Annotated in this window: 14 protein-coding genes; 7 read left to right on the plus strand and 7 right to left on the minus strand. The window is 63.7% G+C overall.

Annotated features, from left to right (window positions below; genetic code table 11):
- Nucleotides 1-5: 5 nt before the first annotated feature.
- From kdpB to NKI05_RS13840, 3 genes are all read right to left on the minus strand, one after another.
- Nucleotides 6-2,099 carry a potassium-transporting ATPase subunit KdpB gene (gene kdpB / locus NKI05_RS13830; RefSeq protein WP_023686546.1) on the minus strand — a complete coding sequence of 698 codons (2,094 nt, stop codon included), beginning with the start codon at nucleotides 2,097-2,099 and terminating at the stop codon, nucleotides 6-8.
- Between the two features lie 232 nt (nucleotides 2,100-2,331).
- The gene (gene kdpA, locus NKI05_RS13835) at nucleotides 2,332-4,035 is read right to left on the minus strand and encodes a potassium-transporting ATPase subunit KdpA (RefSeq protein ID WP_023699137.1); all 1,704 of its coding nucleotides are present in this window, start codon (nucleotides 4,033-4,035) and stop codon (nucleotides 2,332-2,334) included.
- An 18-nt stretch (nucleotides 4,036-4,053) separates the two neighbouring features.
- Entirely contained in the window at nucleotides 4,054-4,143 is a 90-nt protein-coding gene (locus NKI05_RS13840; protein ID WP_023669708.1) for a K(+)-transporting ATPase subunit F, read from the minus strand.
- 402 nt (nucleotides 4,144-4,545) lie between these two features.
- Between NKI05_RS13840 and NKI05_RS13845 the strand changes: the two genes are divergently transcribed.
- Nucleotides 4,546-6,333: a flavin-containing monooxygenase gene (locus NKI05_RS13845; protein ID WP_023714112.1), complete on the plus strand. Its 1,788-nt coding sequence runs from the start codon at nucleotides 4,546-4,548 to the stop codon at nucleotides 6,331-6,333.
- Between the two features lie 208 nt (nucleotides 6,334-6,541).
- On the opposite strand, the gene NKI05_RS13850 is transcribed toward NKI05_RS13845, so the two are convergent.
- Nucleotides 6,542-7,774, minus strand: a complete 1,233-nt coding sequence (locus NKI05_RS13850) for an amidohydrolase/deacetylase family metallohydrolase (protein ID WP_023814693.1) — start codon at nucleotides 7,772-7,774, stop codon at nucleotides 6,542-6,544.
- Between the two features lie 103 nt (nucleotides 7,775-7,877).
- The gene (locus tag NKI05_RS13855; RefSeq protein WP_023683098.1) at nucleotides 7,878-8,243 is read right to left on the minus strand and encodes a RidA family protein; all 366 of its coding nucleotides are present in this window, start codon (nucleotides 8,241-8,243) and stop codon (nucleotides 7,878-7,880) included.
- Between the two features lie 175 nt (nucleotides 8,244-8,418).
- Between NKI05_RS13855 and NKI05_RS13860 the strand changes: the two genes are divergently transcribed.
- On the plus strand, nucleotides 8,419-8,904 hold the full coding sequence (locus NKI05_RS13860) for a hypothetical protein (protein WP_023669704.1): 486 nt from the start codon (nucleotides 8,419-8,421) through the stop codon (nucleotides 8,902-8,904).
- A 133-nt stretch (nucleotides 8,905-9,037) separates the two neighbouring features.
- On the opposite strand, the gene NKI05_RS13865 is transcribed toward NKI05_RS13860, so the two are convergent.
- A complete protein-coding gene (locus tag NKI05_RS13865; protein WP_023726475.1) occupies nucleotides 9,038-9,268 on the minus strand; it encodes a hypothetical protein in 231 nt (76 codons plus the stop codon).
- Nucleotides 9,269-9,414: 146 nt separating this feature from the next.
- Between NKI05_RS13865 and NKI05_RS13870 the strand changes: the two genes are divergently transcribed.
- From NKI05_RS13870 to NKI05_RS13880, 3 genes are all read left to right on the plus strand, one after another.
- Nucleotides 9,415-10,056: a glutathione S-transferase family protein gene (locus NKI05_RS13870; protein ID WP_023814692.1), complete on the plus strand. Its 642-nt coding sequence runs from the start codon at nucleotides 9,415-9,417 to the stop codon at nucleotides 10,054-10,056.
- Nucleotides 10,057-10,192: 136 nt separating this feature from the next.
- On the plus strand, nucleotides 10,193-11,695 hold the full coding sequence (locus NKI05_RS13875) for a helicase HerA domain-containing protein (RefSeq protein WP_023814691.1): 1,503 nt from the start codon (nucleotides 10,193-10,195) through the stop codon (nucleotides 11,693-11,695).
- Between the two features lie 127 nt (nucleotides 11,696-11,822).
- Nucleotides 11,823-12,788, plus strand: a complete 966-nt coding sequence (locus NKI05_RS13880; RefSeq protein ID WP_023814690.1) for a hypothetical protein — start codon at nucleotides 11,823-11,825, stop codon at nucleotides 12,786-12,788.
- A 70-nt stretch (nucleotides 12,789-12,858) separates the two neighbouring features.
- Here NKI05_RS13880 and NKI05_RS13885 read toward each other — a convergent pair whose 3' ends face one another.
- Nucleotides 12,859-13,302 (minus strand): SRPBCC family protein, encoded by a 444-nt coding sequence (locus NKI05_RS13885; protein WP_023814689.1) that lies wholly within the window; start codon nucleotides 13,300-13,302, stop codon nucleotides 12,859-12,861.
- Nucleotides 13,303-13,718: 416 nt separating this feature from the next.
- Here NKI05_RS13885 and eglC point away from each other — a divergent pair, with 416 nt between their 5' ends.
- The gene (gene eglC / locus NKI05_RS13890; RefSeq protein ID WP_023814688.1) at nucleotides 13,719-15,143 is read left to right on the plus strand and encodes an endo-1,3-1,4-beta-glycanase EglC; all 1,425 of its coding nucleotides are present in this window, start codon (nucleotides 13,719-13,721) and stop codon (nucleotides 15,141-15,143) included.
- Entirely contained in the window at nucleotides 15,144-16,904 is a 1,761-nt protein-coding gene (locus NKI05_RS13895) for a type I secretion system permease/ATPase (protein WP_023744106.1), read from the plus strand.
- Nucleotides 16,905-16,906 lie beyond the last annotated feature (2 nt).

Below are 16,906 nucleotides of genomic sequence, written 5' to 3' on the forward strand. Positions count from 1 at the left end.
TTTCCTTAAGCGAGGCCGAGGCCGGTGACGATCATGTCGATCGCCTTGATGCCGACGAAGGGAACGATGATGCCGCCGAGGCCGTAGACCAGCAGGTTGCGGCTGAGCAGCGCGCCGGCGCCGATGGCGCGGTATTTGACGCCTTTAAGCGACAGCGGGATCAGAGCGATGATGATCAGCGCGTTGAAGATGATGGCCGACAGGATGGCGCTCTGCGGCGTCGCCAGATGCATGATGTTGAGCGCTTGCAGGGGGCCGATTGTATGTCCCGGCGCAACGTAGAAGACGGCAAACATGGCCGGGATGATGGCGAAGTATTTGGCGACGTCGTTGGCGATCGAGAAGGTCGTCAGCGAGCCGCGCGTCATCAGCAGCGCCTTGCCGATCTCGACGATCTCGATCAGCTTGGTCGGGTCACTATCGAGGTCGATCATGTTGCCGGCCTCGCGGGCGGCAACCGTGCCGGTGTTCATGGCGACGCCGACATCGGCCTGCGCCAAGGCCGGCGCGTCGTTGGTGCCGTCACCGCACATGGCGACCAGCTTGCCCTTGGCCTGTTCGTCGCGGATCAGCTTCAGCTTGTCCTCGGGCGTGGCCTGGGCGAGGAAATCGTCGACGCCGGCTTCGGCTGCGATCGCCGCCGCAGTCATCGGATTGTCGCCGGTGATCATCACGGTGCGGATGCCCATTTTGCGCAGTTCGGCAAAGCGCTCGCGGATACCACCCTTGACGATGTCCTTGAGGTGGACGACGCCGAGCAGGCGGCCGTCACGCTCGACGGCCAGCGGCGTGCCGCCCGACTTGGCGATCTCGTCGGCGATCGCCTGGAGATCCTTGACGGTGTCGCTGCCGGGGCGCGTGCCGTGAGTGGCCGATGACGACTGGCTGACATAGGCGAGAACCGAATCGACGGCGCCCTTGCGCACCGACGAGCCATCGATGTCGACGCCGCTCATCCGGGTCTGCGCGGTGAAGGGCACGAAGCTGGCATGCAAGGTTGCCATGTCACGGGCGCGGATGGCGTATTTCTCCTTGGCCAGCACGACGATCGAGCGTCCCTCAGGCGTCTCGTCGGCGAGCGAGGCGAGCTGCGCGGCATCGGCCAGTTCCTGTTCGGTGGCGCCCTTGACCGGGCGGAATTCGGTGGCCTGGCGGTTGCCGAGCGTGATGGTGCCGGTCTTGTCGAGCAAAAGCGTATCGACGTCGCCCGCCGCTTCGACGGCACGGCCGGACATGGCCAGCACGTTGAAGCGCACCAGGCGGTCCATGCCGGCAATGCCGATGGCCGACAGCAGGGCGCCGATGGTGGTCGGGATCAAGGTGACGAACAGCGCGACCAGCACCGTCACCGGGATATAGCCGCCGGAATAGGAGGCAAAGCTCGGGATCGTGGCGGTGGCCAGCACGAAGATCAGCGTCATGCCGACGAGCAGGATGTTGAGCGCGATCTCGTTGGGCGTCTTCTGGCGCGAGGCACCCTCGACCAGCGAGATCATGCGGTCGAGGAAGGTGTGGCCGGAGGCGGCTGATATGCGCACGCGAATCCAGTCGGACAGAACCTGCGTGCCGCCGGTGACCGCCGAACGGTCGCCGCCGGATTCGCGAATGACGGGTGCGGACTCGCCGGTGATTGCCGCCTCGTTGACCGAGGCCACGCCTTCGATCACTTCACCGTCGGACGGGATGATGTCGCCGGCTTCGACCAGCACGATGTCGCCAACCTTCAGGCTGGTGCCGGGCACCAGCTTGAACCTGGAGCGGTCTTCGCCGGCAAGCAGCTTGGCCTGGGTTTCGGTGCGCGCCTTGCGCAGCGAATCGGCCTGCGCCTTGCCGCGGCCTTCGGCGACGGCCTCGGCGAAGTTGGCGAACAGCACGGTGAACCACAGCCAGATGATGATCTGCAGCGTAAAGCCGAAATCGCCGCCGCCGGTGGCGAGATCCTTGACGAACAGGACCGTGGTAAGAAGCGAGACGATGGCGACGACGAACATCACCGGGTTCCTGACCAGCGTGCGGGGGTCGAGTTTCCTGAAGGCGCCGCCGATGGCCGGCCACAGGATGCGGGCATCCATGATGCTCGCGGATTTGGACTGGCTCATTTGGTGGCTCCAGTATCTGAACTGTTGGCCGGCACCGACCGATCGGATGCCGAAAAGAGGGGCGGCGGACCATAGGCCAGCAGCCAGATCACGATCATGACTGCCGCGAGGCCGAGGAAGGTAGATACGCTGGGGAAGGGAGGGGGCGTTTCCTCCCCCTCATTGCCGGCTCGTGGGCCGGCTCGCGGCCGGGCCTTCATGCGTTTTGGGTAGAACCAGGACATGACAAGCCTCAGAATGTCTGGCCGTTGATGGCAGCCAGGTGCTCGACGATCGGTCCGATCGCCAGTGCCGGGAAGAAGGTCAGGCCGACGACGATCAGGATGACGCCGACGAGCAGGCCGACGAACAGCGGGCCGTCGGTCGGGAAGGTGCCGGCGGAAGCCGGAACCGTCTTCTTCGTCGCTAGCGAGCCGGCAATGGCAAGCGCTGGAATGATGACGAAGAAGCGACCCACCCACATGGAGATGCCGAGCGTGATGTTGTACCAGGGCGTGTTGCCGGAAAGGCCGCCAAAGGCCGAGCCGTTGTTGGCCGCCGCCGAAGTGTAGGCATAAAGAACCTCGGAGAAGCCATGCGGACCGCCATTGGCCATCGAGGCGACGGCGCTTGGCAGCACGACCGCTATTGCCGTGAAGACCAGCATGACCAACGGCAGAGCGAGGATGGCGAGCATTGCCATCTTGACCTCCTTGGCCTCGATCTTCTTGCCGAGATATTCGGGCGTGCGGCCAACCATCAGGCCGGCGACGAACACGGTGATGACGATGAACATGACGATGCCGTAGAAGCCGGCGCCGACGCCGCCGACGATGACTTCGCCGAGCTGCATGTTGAGCATCGGGACCAGGCCGCCAAGTGCTGTGAACGAGTCATGCATGGCGTTCACCGCACCGCAGCTCGCAGCCGTGGTGATGACGGCGAATAGTGCCGAAGCGGCAATGCCGAAGCGGCTCTCCTTGCCTTCCATGTTGGCGCCGTCGACGCCCAACGCATGGACCAGCGGATTGCCCGCGGCTTCCGCCCAGTAGCAGATAACGACGCCAGCGATGAACAGCACACCCATCGTGGCCAGGATCGCCCAGCCCTGGCGCTGGTTGCCGACCATGCGGCCGAAGACGTTGGTGAGTGCAGCACCCAGCGCGAAGATCGTCACCATCTGGATCATGTTGGAGATGGCGTCGGGGTTTTCGAAAGGATGCGCGGCATTGGCGTTGAAGAAGCCGCCGCCATTGGTGCCGAGCATCTTGATGGCGACCTGCGAGGCGACCGGCCCAAGGGCGAGCGTCTGCTTGGCGCCCTCCAGCGTGGTGGCGTCGACATAAGGCCCGAGCGTCTGCGGCATGCCGAGCCAGACATAGACAAGGGTGAGCACGATGCTGAGCGGCAGCAGGATGTAGAGCGTGCAGCGGGTCATATCGACCCAGAAATTGCCGATCGATTTGGCCGAGGCGCGGGCGAAGCCGCGGATCAGCGCCACCGCAATGGCAATGCCGACGGCGGCGGACATGAAGTTCTGAACAGTCAGGCCGGCCATCTGCACGAGGTAGGACAACGTGCTTTCGCCGCCGTAATTCTGCCAGTTGGTGTTGGTGACGAAGCTGACGGCAGTGTTGAAGGCGAGATTGGGTTCGACCGATGCCATCCCGGCCGGATTGTAAGGCAGGACGCCCTGCAGGCGTTGCAGAAAGTACAGCACCAGGAAGCTGGCAAGGCTGAAGAAGATGATTCCTGCCGCGTAGGTCGTCCAGTGCTGCTCCTCGCGCTCGCTGGTTCCCGAAATGCGGTAGAGGCCGCGCTCAACGGGCCCGAGTATGGGCGAGAGAAAGGTGCGATCGCCATTGAAGACGCGGTACATGTAGCCGCCGAGCGGCTTCACCAGCAAAACGACGATCCCGCAATAAACCAGGATCTGTATCCATCCGTTGAGTGTCATGGGTTTCCGTGCCTTGCTTCAGAAGCGTTCTGGGCGAACGAGGGCGTATGTCAGGTAGACGAGCAGGAACAAGGTCACGCCGCCACCGAGGATGTAATCGACAAGCATGGTGCGATCCTTCCGCTTAAAGAGCGTCGCAAGCTTTGATGTAGGCGAGGGAAAGACCGAAGAACAAAACCTCGATCCCGATGACGACGATGTCCATTTGTGTTGGTCCTTGCTTCTGCTTGTATTTGGCGCCAGCGACTGGCGAGCCAGAAATTCCATGAGAACGGCCCGCCGTAACTCTGGGGTCACGGCGTCCGCAGCGTTTTGCTCGAGATGGAATATGGACCCGATCGCCATAAAGGTTCGAGACGGGGCCGGGAGGAAAGATATAAAATTCCTATAAAGATTTCCGGGAGATGGCTCCGTTCCGGGCCGCTAGAAACCGACGCCATGATATCGCGACCCCTCTTGCGGCGGCTCCGTCTTTCGAAACAATGGGAACGCAAAACGAGGGAAAAACAGATGCTCGACATGGCACCATCGAAACAGGCGGCGACATGGCTTTGCGCGCTTGCACGGGCGCTGGAAGCTGATGACGCCGAGGCGGCCGCCAACCTGTTCGTCGAGGATTGCTACTGGCGCGATCTGCTGGCTTTCACCTGGAACATCACCACGATGGAAGGCCGCGATGAGATCCGCGACATGCTGCAAGCGACGCTGGCGGAAACGAAGCCCTCACACTGGACGCTGTCCGGCGAGGCGACCTCGGATGAGGGCACCGTCGAGGCCTGGTTCACGTTCGAAACGGCGGTCGCGCGGGGCGAAGGGATTGTGCGCCTTACGGACGGCCGCTGCCGGACCTTGTTCACGGCGGTGCGTGAGCTCAAGGGGTTCGAGGAACAAAAGGGACCGGCGCGGCCGCTTGGTATCCGTCACAAGGCCGATCCGAAGCGCGAAACCTGGGCGGAGGCGCGGGCGCGCGAGACGCGCGACCTCGGCGCCACCGAGCAGCCCTATTGCCTGGTGATCGGCGGCGGGCAGGGCGGCATCATGCTCGGCGCGCGGCTGAGGCAGCTCGGTGTGCCCACCATCATCATCGAGAAAAATGCGCGCCCCGGCGATTCCTGGCGCAACCGTTATCGCTCGCTCGTGCTCCACGATCCGGTCTGGTACGACCATCTGCCCTACATTCCGTTCCCGGAGAACTGGCCGGTGTTCACGCCCAAGGACAAGATGGGCGACTGGCTGGAGATGTACACCAGGGTGATGGAGCTCAACTACTGGGTCGCCACCAAATGCCTCAGCGCCAGCTATGACGAGGCCGAGAAGGTGTGGACTGTGGTGGTCGACCGCGTCGGCCGGCAGATCACGCTGAAGCCGAAGCACATTGTCTTTGCCACCGGCGCCTATGGCCCGCCACGCCAGATCGCGCTGCCCGGCGCCGAGACCTTCAAGGGCGAACTCCTGCATTCCAGCCAGTATGCAAGCGGCGAGAAATTCCGCGGCAGACGTGTCGCTGTCATCGGCGCGGCAAGCTCGGGGCACGATGTCAGCGTCGACCTCTGGGAGAGCGGCGCAGACGTCACCATGATCCAGCGGTCGCCGACGACAGTGGTGAAATCCGACACTCTGATGGAAGTCGGCTTCGAGATCTTCTCGGAAAAGGCTTTGGCGCGCGGCATCAGCACCGACAAGGCCGACCTGATCGTCGCGTCCACGCCGTTCGCGCTTGTACCCAAGGGCCAGCGGGATCTTTACGAGGTGATCAAGGCACGCGACGCAGACTTCTACGACCAGCTACGCGCCGCCGGCTTCGCCATCGATTTCGGCGAGGACGAGACCGGGCTGTTGATGAAGGCCTACCGCACCGGCTCCGGCTACTACATCGATGTCGGCGCCTGCGAACTGATCATCAATGGCGAGATCAAAGTGAAGAGCGGCGTCGGCATCAGTTCATTGACGCCGACCGGCATCCTGTTCGACGACCGCAGCGAGCTGGCCGTCGATGCGATCGTCGCCTGTACCGGCTACCAGTCGATGAACGAGACCGTGGCGGCCATCGTCTCGCGCGAGGTCGCCGACAAGGTAGGGCCATGCTGGGGCCTCGGCTCCGGCGTCAAGGGCGATCCCGGTCCTTGGCAAGGCGAGCTGCGCAACATGTGGAAGCCGACGGCCCAGGACGCGCTGTGGTTCCACGGCGGCAATCTGGCGCTGTCGCGGTTTTACTCGAAATATGTGGCGCTGCAGATCAAGGCGCGGATGGAAGGGATTGCGACGCCGGTGTTTGGGGCGGTGAGTAATTCGGGGTAAGGTTCGACCCCCACTCCGTCGAGCTTCGCTCGACACCTCTCCCCCGATCGACGGGGGAGAGGAATGGCGCGAAGCGATTCCAGCTGGCGCCTTTCCTCTCCCTCCGGAGGGGGGAGAGGTGGCTCGGCGAAGCCGAGACGGAGTGGGGGAAGGCGGTCCTCAAACGCGCCGCCGAAAGACAGACCATCTCCCATGAAGGGGAGACCAGCTAATCGTGCCTACGCCCGAAATGCCGTGCCGCGACCTCGACATGCGTATGGTGCGTGTGGGCCTCGAAGCGCTCGGTCTCGTTGTGGTCGGCGGCTTCGTTCGGCCACCAGACACCACCCACGACGATGCCGTCCGATGTGAGCCGCTGATCCGCGATCAGCGCCGCACCGACCGCATCGACGAAGGTAAAGCGCCCGGGGCGCAGTCTCAGCACCGCGACATCGCCGACGCCGCCAACTTTCAGCGTCCCAAGCTCCGGCCTGGCGATCGCCTCGGCTGGCCTTTGCGTGGCGGCGCGCAGCACCTCGACCAGCGGCATGCCCAGCGCCATTAGCTTCGACATGCAGACCAGTATGTCGAAGGCCGGACCGTCGACGCAATAGAGATGCACGTCGCTGGAGATGACGTCGGGCGCGAGGCCCTCGGCCAGCATCGCTTTCGCCACGGCGAAGTCGAACGATCCCATGCCGTGGCCGATGTCGAAGATGACGCCGCGTTCGCGGGCCAGCCGCATGTCCGGCCGCACCGCGCCGGAGGCGAAGACCGGCGCGTTGGGGAACGGGCGAAAACAGTGCGTGAGGATGTCACCCTTGCGCAGCCGCGGCAGCACTTCGGAGCGGCCGGGCGGCGGCTCGTCTATATGCGCCATCAGCGGCAGGCCGGCCTGGTCGGCGGCTTCCAGCGCGAGATCGACCGGCGCGATGCCGCTGGCGCCGCCGGCATGCTTGCCGGAGCGCACTTTTACGCCGACGACGACATCGGCGTGCTCGCGTACCGCCGCCACCGTCTCGCGCGGCTCGCACAGCCTCAGATCGCTGCATTCGCCGACGGAGACCGTCTGCGAAAAGCCGAATATGCCGGCAAAGGAGATGTTGACATAGGCCAGGATGCGCACCTTCGAGCGCTCGATGACATGGCGGCGAAAGCCCAGAATATTGCCGGCGCCGGCGCTGCCGGCGTCGATGAAGGTGGTGGTGCCGCTCTTGGCCGCCAGCCGGTCGGCATCGACGCCAAGCGAGGTGCCGCCCCAATAGACATGGCTATGCAAATCGATGAGGCCGGGCGTGACGATGCAATCACGAGCGTCGACTATCTTGGTGGCGTGCTCGGCATCGATCGCCGCCTCGATGGCCACGATGCGTCCGCCCGCAACGGCGACATCGCGCGGCGCGTCCAGGCCCGAGGCCGGATCGATCAGGCGGCCGCCCTTGATCAGGAGATCGAACTGCATCGGCGCCTGCCTCTCTTTGTTTCGGGGCATGATCTTTGGACAAAACGGTTTCCGTTTGTCCGAGAAAACCGGTTTCCACTTTTCGGGATCATGCCCCGACTGGTCAAACCGGCCGGTAAGCGACGGCTTCGACCTCGATCTTGATGTCGATCATCAGCCGCGATTCGACCGTGGTGCGGGCCGGCGGATTTTTCGGGAAGTGCTTGGCGTAGACGGCATTGAAGGCGCCGAAGTCGCGCGCGTCCTCGAGCCAGACCGTGGTCTTGACGACATCGTCCATGGTGCAGCCGGCCAGCGCGAGTGCTGCCTTCACATTCTGCAGCACCTGCTCGGTCTGCTCGGTAATGCCGCCCTTGACCACGATGCGGTCGCCGTCGACCGGCACCTGACCTGAGATGTAGACGAAATCCCCGGCGCGCACGGCCGGCGACAGCGGCACGTGGGATGTTCCAAAACACTCTTTAGGCAAGGGAAACTCCTGTTCAGAATGGCGGGCCGCGTCCCGTTTTCGCCGACCGCTCTACGCCTGTCCCGGTGATCCTCATAGGGGGCTTTTTGGAAAGCAGCATTTTTCCAAACGCATGTTGCTTTATCAGCGGACCGCCAGCATCTTGCGCGGCGCATTTTCCCGACAGGAGATTTCAATGACCTTCGACAAGAACCCGTTTCCAGAGGGCGATGCCGATCGTCACGCGCTCTGGGAAATGCTGGTGCGGCGCGACATCGACGCCTTTATCGGTCAGGACTGGTCGATGGTCGAGGATGATTTCCTCGCCGACAGCTTCTTCGGCATGCATGCGCATTTCCTCAGCGATGCCGACGCCTGGCGTCTGCAATTCCCGAGCCTTGCCGTCTATCGCGACGAATGGCTGCGCCAGGCCAAGGAGACGGCGGCGGCCAGATTCGCCGAGCCGCTGCGCGAGGCGCTGTTTCGCGTCACCAACATGCGCGACATCGACGTCGATGGCGACCGCGCCGTGCTGCACAAGAAGTTCAACGGCTCGGTGGCCAAGGCCGATGGCAGCGTCGACAAGCTGAAATGGCAGACGCTGTATTTCTGCAGGAAGGTGGCGGGCCACTGGAAGATCGGCGGCTTCGTCGGCTACATGCCACATCCCTTGGGGATCTGAGTCTTGCCCGCTTATGCTATTGCCGGCCTTCGCGCACGAAGACGTGCGCCTCCCGGGCTGCAGTTGTAAAAGCTCGCCAACCGAATCCACTCGAGCTCAAGCGAGTTGAACGGCACAGGTTCGTCCCACAGGGCTAGCGGGAGCGGTGGTCGAACACGACCGCCATGGTCTTACCAATTGCCGCCATGACGACGAGTTCGACGAGATCGTCGTCGCTGTCGACACAGGTTGGATCCATGCGGCGGATAGCGTCGAGCGCCGCCCTGGTCGAGACGGTATCGCCGGCGCGGAATCTGGAAAGCGCAGAGGAAACAAGGTTCTGGGTTGTCACGTCGATGACAGGTACGCTCTGCACTACGTTCATGGCTTCCTCCTGCCAAGAACCCTCTCCCGAAGGAAATAATACGCCGAACGGCGTCGTGCGCCAGCGGAATCGTGGTCCGACCAGATTGCCTGGAGGGCACGTTTGCGTGTTTGATAGGATCGAGCCCACAGCATCCAGGACCGGACATGAAACTGTACTTCAGCCGCAATCCCAATCCGCGCCTCACGGTTGCAGCGGCACGTCATCTGCAGGCCAAGGTCGAGTTTGAGTTTGCGGCACCCATGGCGCCCGGGCAGGCTGAGCGGTTTCGTCAGCTCAATCCCAATCTTACCCTGCCGATATTGGCATGGCCGGGCGGCAGCCTGTGGGAAGCCGACGCCATAGCCTGCCTTCTGTCGCGCGAAGCGGGTTCGGATTTCTGGCGCGGCGGCGGCGACCAACCCGACATGATCCGCTGGCTGAGCTGGGGCAAGGAAAATTTCGTCCGGGCCTGCGACATCGTGCATTTCGAGCGCGGAACCAAGCAGCGCTACGGGATTGGGCCCGTCGACCAGGGCAAGGTCGAGGAGGGGCTGGCGGAGTTCCGCATCGCGGCAGCGATTCTCGAGGCGGAGCTCGCCAAGCGGCCATGGCTTGTGGGCAAGTCGCTCTCCTATGCCGATTTCCGCATGGCGACGTTTTTGCCGTTCAACGATGCAGCCGGCCTGCCGCTGGCGGACTATCCCTCTGTTCTGGGTTGGTATCGCCGGCTCGAAGCCATCGATGCCTGGCGCGATCCCTTCGACGGGCTGGACGCGCCGCTTCTGCCGCCGGTCAACTCCGCTTGATGTGCTTCCCTTTGGGCAGATGGGCTGATGTGTGGCGCTTTGGCAGCATAGGTGTGGAACAGCGGGCGAGTTGCCATGGCGCGCTCGACGGCTCGCGGCCGGGTTGATAAGCCCTGTCCGCAAGGAGAGTCGTGACATGACCGTAGCCATCGAGATGGGACAGACGACGGCGGGTGCGCCGGCGGCGCTCGACCTTGAGGAGCTGCTGGCGACCCGGCTTCTGGTGCAAGGCAATTCCGGCTCCGGCAAATCGCACCTTTTGCGCCGGCTCCTGGAGCAGAGCGCGCCCTGGGTGCAGCAGACCATCATCGACCCGGAAGGCGATTTCGTCTCGCTGGGCGACCATTACGGCCATCTGGTCATCGATGCCGAGGAGCATACGGAGCGTGGCCTGCAAGCAGCCGGCGAGCGGGCGCGCATCCACCGCGTCTCCACGGTGCTCAATCTCGAAGGGCTCGATGCCGAGAACCAGATGCGGCGCGCCGCTGCCTTTCTCGGCGGGTTGTTCGAGGTTGCCCGCGAGCATTGGTATCCGATGCTGGTGGTGGTCGACGAAGCGCAGCTGTTCGCGCCCGCCGTGGCCGGCGAAGTGTCCGACGAGGCGCGAAAGCTCTCGCTCGGCGCCATGACCAATTTGATGTGCCGCGGCCGCAAGCGCGGCCTTGCCGGCATCATCGCCACGCAGCGGCTGGCAAAGCTCGCCAAGAATGTCGCGGCGGAGGCGTCCAATTTCCTCATGGGCCGTACCTTCCTCGATATCGACATGGCGCGCGCCGCCGACCTTCTGGGCATGGAACGGCGTCAGGCCGAGGCGTTTCGAGACCTGGAGCGCGGGCAGTTCATGGCGTTGGGCCCAGCGCTGTCGCGCCGTCCGCTGGGCGTGCGCATCGGCCAGACCGAGACCAGCCCGCGCAACGGTACGCCGCGGCTGATGGCAATGCCGGAAACAGCGCTTGAAGACGCGCGCGCCATCATCCTGGCGGCGCCGCCGCCCGAGACGATGCGCGCGCCGCGCCGGATGGCGTCGCCGGAGCTGCTCGACCAGCTGATGGCGGCCAAATCGGCGGCGATGGAGATCCGCCCGGAACCTGCGGAACCGGCGGTAAGCGCCGAGGATATGGCCGAGCGGCGAGAGCGGGTGGACCGTGTCCTGCGCGCCATCCTGGCGCAGCCCGATGCGGGTTTCCGCGTCATCGGCGTGCTTTATCAGGAGTTCGTCGTCCGCTGCCGCATCGAAGGCCTCGCTTCGGTGGTGCCGGACCTCTCAGAATTCCGTCGCATGCTGACGCGTGCCCGCGCCGGGCTCGGCGCAGACTTGGCAGGCGATGACGCCTGGCAGGACGTTTCCGTGCGCGCCTCGCTGCTGCCCGAGGACATGCAGGGCGTGTTCATGATGATCGCCCGCGCCGCCAAGGAGGGCTGGCCGTGCCCGAGCGACGCGGCGATCGCGCGCGCCTACGGCTCGCATTCGCTGCGGCGCGCCCGGCGGCTGCTCACCTATATCGAGGAGCAGGGCCTCATCGTCTGCCAGCTCGACGGCACCGGCCGCCGCACGGTGACGCTGGTCGAGCTCGCCTGGGCGACGGCGCCGGGCGACCCCAATGCCGCGGAGGCGGAACAGGGCAGCCTGGCGCTCTGAAAGGCGAACAGGCAGCTACCTGACTTGCTTGCGCGGTTCTGAACAAGATGTGTTTCGCCGATCGGCGCGCGACGATTTATGATGGGTTCCGAGAATCGCAGAACGGTTCGGGCGGGAGGGTTGTCCGGTGCGGTTGAAATCTCTGGCTGTCTTTGTCTTTGGCCTCCTCGCCATCGCCGGCATCGCCTTGACGGTGTCTGCCCGGTCTTTTGCCGCGTCCTCCGATATACCGGCCTGGCTGCAGGCCCATGTCGGCAATGACGACGGCGAGATTTCGCAAGTGGTGCTGGAGCGGGCGCGCGCGCTTTACCTGAAAAAGGTCGCGCAAGGCGCGGTCCACAATGGGTGCTATTTCGCCATGGATGCAACGCGCCCCGGCGATCTCGGCAATGGCGTGCTAGGGCGGCGCTACTACGTCATTTGCGAGGCCAAGCAGTCGTTCAGGGCGATCTCGTCGGGCCATGGCGGCGGCCGCAATTTGAAAGGCGTGGTCGATTTCTCCAACGGCAAACGCTGCGCGAAAAACTTCGGCAATGCCCTGGACTCGTCCTTGACGACCGGTGGCGCCTATATGACCGGCGAGGCAAAGACCTCATTCAAGGGTTTTTACCGCATCGGCGCAAAAAAGGACCAGGCGCTGCTGCGCACCTTCATCCAGTTCGACGGTGAGGGGGAGACGGCGAATGCCAGGCAGCGGGTGATCGGTGGCCACGCGGCGCGGCTGTTGCGCGGCATGTGCCTGCGCAAGAACCCGAACAGCTCCTATGCCGACCATGACGGCTTCGTGCCATACGGCAAGCTGGTGGATTATGCCGGCGGCCGCAGCAATGGCTGCACCAGCTGGTCGCCGTCCGACGCCGACCAGATCATTTCGATGGTGAAGGGCAATCCGACGACGCTCTATATCTACCCGGAATCGCGCGACATCACCGCCGTTGGTAAATCGGGCGCCTATTGGAATGCGTCCTGCCTGAAGGAGATCGGCAAGCCGAAATTCTGGCCGCGAAAGAGCCTTGAGCCGATCATCGCGCAATACGCCAAGGACAACCCGCCACTGCCGCCACAACCGTTGCCGATCTGCACCGGGCCGTGAGGGATGAGTCCTCGGCTCGGCATTGTCGGCGGCGCGGACTGGCTGGGCGGCGCCGCCGATCCGAGGGGCTCTACTGATTGATCTCGGGTTCGACGAGCTTTGCCAGATTGCGCAGCGACTCCTGCCAGCCGAGATAGCAGGCTTCGGCCGGAATAACGTCCGGAATGCCGGCCTGCGTGATGTCGAGTTCCGTGCCAACCGACACTTTCTTCAGGAGCACGGTCACTTCGATCTGGCCGGGCAAATTGGGGTCGTCGAACCTGTCGGTGTAGCGCAGGCGCTCGCCGGGAACGAGTTCGAGATATTCGCCGCCGAAGGAATGGCTGCCGCCCGTCGTGAAGTTTCGGAACGACATCTTGAAGGCGCCACCGACTTTCGCGTCGAAGCTGTGTACCGTGCAAGTGAAGCCGTTCGGCGGAAGCCATTTCGCCAGCGCGTCGGCTTCTGTGAATGCGCGGTAGACCTTCTCCGGGCTGTTCGTCAGAACGCGGTGCAAACGTACGGTGCTTGGCATCTCTTCGGTATCCTTTGTGGTTTCGTTGTTCGATGCCCCAAGGACGGGTGAACCTCACCCGGTCCGACATAGCCTGTCAAATTTTCTTGAGCCCTTTGCCCGCGGCCATTCGCCCGCGACTTCGACCGCCGCCTCAGGCAGGCGGTCGTGTCGCGTCAAATTTGCATGCATCATTGACAGGTTGCGTAACTTTTCGGCGCGGATCTCACAATTTATTAAAATTGTAAGTCTCTCCTACAAAGTTGTATTAGGATCAGCTTAACGCCTTCGGCATTATCTATTAAATGATGGGCGACGATCTCCTTGGTGTACTATAGAATGATTTCCTGGAACGACGCATCAATTTAAGAGTTGATCCGAAATGGTCGCTCGAAGGTTGTCGAACGACCAAGGCAGCACGCACAAGGAGTGTCGGAATGACCACAGTCCTCAACGCCAAAGGCATTCCACTTCCCTACACCGGCGCTTCCACCCACTGGTTCTCGGCGACTGGAGGCGCGCCTTACCGCTACGGCACCTCGGGCAACGATTCCTTCTGGGGCGACACCAACGTCAAGGTCACCATGTATGGCGGCGCGGGCGACGACTATTACCATCTCTATTCGACGATCAACAAAGCGGTCGAGAACTACGGCGCGGGCGTCGACACGATCGATACCTGGATGAGCTACAAGCTGCCCGCGAATTTCGAGAACCTCGTCGTCACCGGCGACGGCCACTATGCCTTCGGCAATGGTCAGGACAACATCATAACGGGCGGCGCTGGCAGCCAGACGCTGGAAGGCGGCAAGGGCAATGACGTGCTGATCGGCGGCGCCGGCGCCGACACCTTCATCATCACCAAGGGCAATGGCAGCGACCTGATCTCCGATTTCGGCGCGACCGACACGGTGCGCCTCAACGGCTATGCCTTCACCTCGTTCGAGGCCGTCCACGCCAATATGGTCCAGGTGGGATCGAACGTGCAGCTGAACCTCGGCTCGAGCGAGGTGCTGGTGTTCCACAACACCACGATCGACAAGTTTCAGCCCGGCCAGTTCGAGCTGCCGATCGACAAGACCGGCATGACGCTGTCTTTCAACGACGATTTCAACACGCTGAGCCTGTGGAACGGCCAGAGCGGCATCTGGGATTCCAATTTCTGGTGGGGGGCGCAGAACGGCAGCTCGCAGCCCCAGAACGGCGAGCTGCAATGGTATATCGACGCCAATTATGCGCCGACCAGCTCGGTCCATCCGTTCAGCGTCGCAAGCGGCGTGCTCACCATAACCGCGGCGCATGCGCCCGACGACATCAAGCCGCTGATCAACAATTACGAATACACTTCCGGCATACTGACGACGCACGACACCTTCTCGCAGACCTATGGCTATTTCGAAATGCGGGCCGATCTCCCGGAAAATGCCGGCGCGTGGCCGGCCTTCTGGCTTCTGCCCGAAGACGGTTCATGGCCCCCGGAACTCGACGTGATCGAAATGTATGGGCAGAACCCGAATGCGCTTCTCATGACCGCGCACACAAATGAGACGGGAACCCACACCACGGTCGGGTCGACGGTGAATGTCTCCAACACCGACGGCTATCACACCTATGGCCTGTTGTGGACGCCGGACAAGCTGGTCTGGACCTATGATGGCGTCCAGGTCGCGGAAGCGGCGACGCCGTCCGATATGAACAAGCCCATGTATATGCTGGTCGACCTTGCGGTCGGCGGTCAAGCCGGCGCGCCGCCCGACCATCTGGCGACGCCCGCGCAAATGAAGATCGACTATATCCACGCCTATACGCTGAACGATTTGCAGCAGAGCCATCTGAGCACGACAGCCGAGCACGCGGTCTAGATGTCACGGGACCGCGCGCCACTCAGGGATGCGGCCATCGGCCTGCGCCCGGTTTTCCTGCGCGGCATCGCCGATATCGGCATCTTTTCGTTGCTGATCAACATCCTGCTCCTGGTGATCCCGCTCTATCTGCTGCAGGTCTATGACCGGGTGTTGCCGTCCTCCAGCGTCGAGACGCTGCTTTATCTCTCGGCCATGGCGGTCCTCGCGCTCGCCTTCCTCGGCCTGCTGGACGCGGTCCGCGCCATCTACGCGCAACGTGTTGCGGCCACCGTCGACCTGAAACTGGGCGCGCGGACATTCGCCGCCTCGCTTGGCGCCAGACATGCCGGCAGCGGGCTGTCGCCGCTGAACGACCTTGCCACGACTTGCGCCTTCATCAGGTCGCGCGGCGTGGCGGTGTTGTTCGACCTGCCGTTTGCGCCCGTCTTCCTGGCCTTGCTCTATTTCATCCATCCCGTCCTGTTCTGGCTGACGCTCGCCGGCGCCGTGCTGCTGTTTCTCTTGGTCGTGGCCAACCAGCTTGCCATCGGCAGGAACGATGCCATGTCGGCGGAACGCTCGGCGGTGGCCAGCCAGGCGGAACAGGCCTTCGCCCGCAACACCGACACGCTGCGCGCCATGGGCATGGTGCAAAATGCCGCCGCGGTCTGGGGACAACACGTTGCTGAGGCGCTGACCCTGCATGACCGTTCCGGAAGCGCCAATGCGATCTTCAGCGCGACGTCGCGGGCGCTGCGCATGATGCTGCAACTGGCGATCCTCGGCGCCGGCGCGTGGCTGGTGCTACAAGGGCAGATGACCGCCGGCATGATCTTCGCTTCGTCGCTGGTGTCGTCGCGCGCGCTGCAGCCGCTCGACCAGCTGATCGGATCCTGGCGGCAGATCGTCGACGCCAAGCGATGCTGGAAGCGGCTGGACACCGCCCTTGCGGCGCAACCAGCGCAGGGGCGCAAGCTCGCACTGCCCGATCCATTGGGCGCGATTTCGGTGCAGGATCTGTTCTTCATCGCGCCGACTGCGGCTTTCGGCACGGAGCCCATCCTCAAGCGGTTGAATTTTGCCATCGGCGCCGGCGAAGCGGTGGCGATCGTCGGCCCGAGCGGGGCCGGCAAATCGACGCTGGCGAAATTGCTTGTGGGCGCGCTGCAGCCGACCGGCGGCGCGGTCAGGGTCGACGGCGCCGACCTGAGGAGCTGGGACGAAACCCAGCTTGGCAGGCATATCGGCTATCTCGCGCAGGAGGTGGAGCTTTTCCCGGGATCGATCGCGCAAAATGTCGCCCGCTTCGAACCCGACGCCGATGACGCCGCGATCGTCGAAGCGGCCAGGCGCGCCGAGGCGCATGAGCTGATTCTCACGCTGCGCGACGGCTATCAGACCATGATAGGCCCGTCGCATACCGTGCTGTCGGGCGGCGAGCGCCAGCGGATAGGGCTGGCGCGCGCCTTCTACGGCAAGCCACGCATGCTGGTGCTGGACGAGCCCAACGCCCATCTCGACGGCAGTGGGGAGGCGGCGCTCGAAGGGATGCTTTCGGCCGCGCGAAGTGTAAGCGTCACGACAGTCGTCATCACGCATCGCCCTTCGATCGCCGCGGCCTGCGACCGCGTCATGGTCCTGCGCAACGGCATGGTCGAAGCTTTCGGCCCGGCGAGCGAGGTGCTGAGGCAACCGGCGGCCGGCAAGGCCGGGAGCGCGGTGGTGACAGGCTCGTTCGTGCCGACCGTGCGCCCGCACAGCGTCCGCTTCGGGTCATAGAC

Origin of the sequence: Mesorhizobium sp. M0771 (assembly GCF_040320155.1) — a bacterium.
Taxonomy (GTDB): domain Bacteria; phylum Pseudomonadota; class Alphaproteobacteria; order Rhizobiales; family Rhizobiaceae; genus Mesorhizobium.